Genomic DNA, 1766 nt, shown 5'->3' with positions numbered 1-1766 from the left:
GTCGTGCAGGAGTTGTGCGGGTGGCCCGGGCGGGGCCGCGGGACGCCGGGGTCGTGCACAACTCCGGCGGAATTGGATGACGCAGCCCTCCGCGTGCGCGGCAGGCCGGGGGCGCAGGAGTTGTGCGGATCCGCGGCGACGGCCCCGCCGAGGCCGTCAGGCGGGGAAGTCGACGGGCCGCTCGGGGTCGGACGACGGCGTGCGGTCGGCCGGGTAGGGGACGGGCCACTGCGGATCCGGAACCGCCCAGCCCGCAGCGCGCAGCGCGCGGCGCGACAGCTCGCGCGCCGAGTACGGCGTGCGGATGCCGCGGATGTCGCGGTAGTCCTGGTGTCCGGGGCCGGCCCACAGGATCGCGTCGCCCTCGCCCACGAGCGCCACGGCCTCGAGGATCGCGCGCTCGGGCGGGCTGAACTCGTGGATCTCGGCGTCGGGGCGGGCGCGGCGCGCACCCTCGACGAGCACGTCGCGGATGGCATCCGGATTCTCGTGTCGGGGATGGTGGTCGGTGACGATCAGCACGTCGCTGCCTTCGACCGCCGTGCGCCCCATGTCGTGGCGCTTGGTGGCGTCGCGGTCGCCGTCGGCGCCGAAGAGCATCACGACCTTTCCGGGCGTGACGCGCCGCACGGCCGCGAGCGTCTTCTCGAACGCGTCGGGGGAGTGGCCGAAGTCGACGTACACGGCGGGCCCGGCGGGGCCCGAGACCAGCTGCGTGCGTCCGGGCAGCGAGGCCGAGATGCGGCCGCCGTCGAGAACGTCCGACAGTTGCTCCCACGAGTATCCGACCTCGAGCAGCATCACGATCGCGAGGCCCGCGTTCGCCGCCATGTGTCGACCGATCACCGGGACGACCGTGGTCAACGTGCGCCCGTCGCGCGAGCGAAGGGTGAACTCGGTGCCGTCCTGGCGCTCCGCGACGATCTCGACGGTCCAGTCGGCCTCGGCGGTCGGATCCTCGGCGATCGCCGGCGTGACGATCGTGACGACCGGGATCTCGGCCCGCGCGGCGATCTCGGCTCCGGCGGCGGAGTCCAGGCACACCACGCCACGGCGCGACCGGTCCGCGCGGAAGAGGGGGAGCTTGGCCTCGAAGTACTCGCGCATGTCGGCGTAGTCGTCGAGGTGGTCGTGCGTGAGGTTGGTGAAGCCGGCCACGTCGAACAGCAGTCCGTCGACGCGATGGCGGGTCAACGCCTGCGCGCTCACCTCGACGGCCACGGCCTCGACCCCGCGCTCGCGCATGAGCGCCAGGAGGGCGTGGAACTCGGAGGCCTCGGGCGTCGTCAGCCGCGACACGATGACCTCGCCCGCGATGTGGCGCTCGGCCGTCGACGACAGGCCCGTGACCACGCCGAGCTGACCCAGGATGCCTTCGAGCAAGTGCGACACGCTCGTCTTGCCGTTCGTCCCGGTCGTGGCCAGCAGCTGCGGCAGGTCGTCGTCGGCGCCGGTGCCGTACACCCACGCCGACAGGTCGCCGAGCAGCGCGCGGGGGTTTTCGACCACGACGATCGGAAGACCCGTGGATGCCGCGATCTCGGCGCCCGCCTCGTCGGTGATGACCGCGACGGCTCCGCGCTCAGCCGCGGTCGCGGCGAACTCCGCCCCGTGACGGTTCACGCCGCGGATGGCGACGAAGGCTTCTCCCTCCCGCAGATCGGCGGTGGCCAGCGTGATGCCGGTGAGGACGGCGCCCTCGACGTCGCCGACGCTGCGCACACCGAAACGGCGGGCCAGCTCCGCGAGGTCGCGGCGGGGCGGAT

The 1766-nt window shown here is 73.3% G+C and carries 1 protein-coding gene; it reads right to left on the bottom strand.

Annotated features, from left to right (window positions below; genetic code table 11):
* Positions 1-156: 156 nt before the first annotated feature.
* Positions 157-1766 (bottom strand): Mur ligase family protein (locus tag LQV45_RS29930; RefSeq protein WP_230010800.1); only part of this gene is annotated, 1610 nt, incomplete at its 5' end.

It is taken from the genome of Microbacterium sp. Bi128, assembly GCF_918698205.1.
Note: the sequence above shows the minus strand (reverse complement) of the source record. Positions and strands in the feature narration are given on the sequence as shown.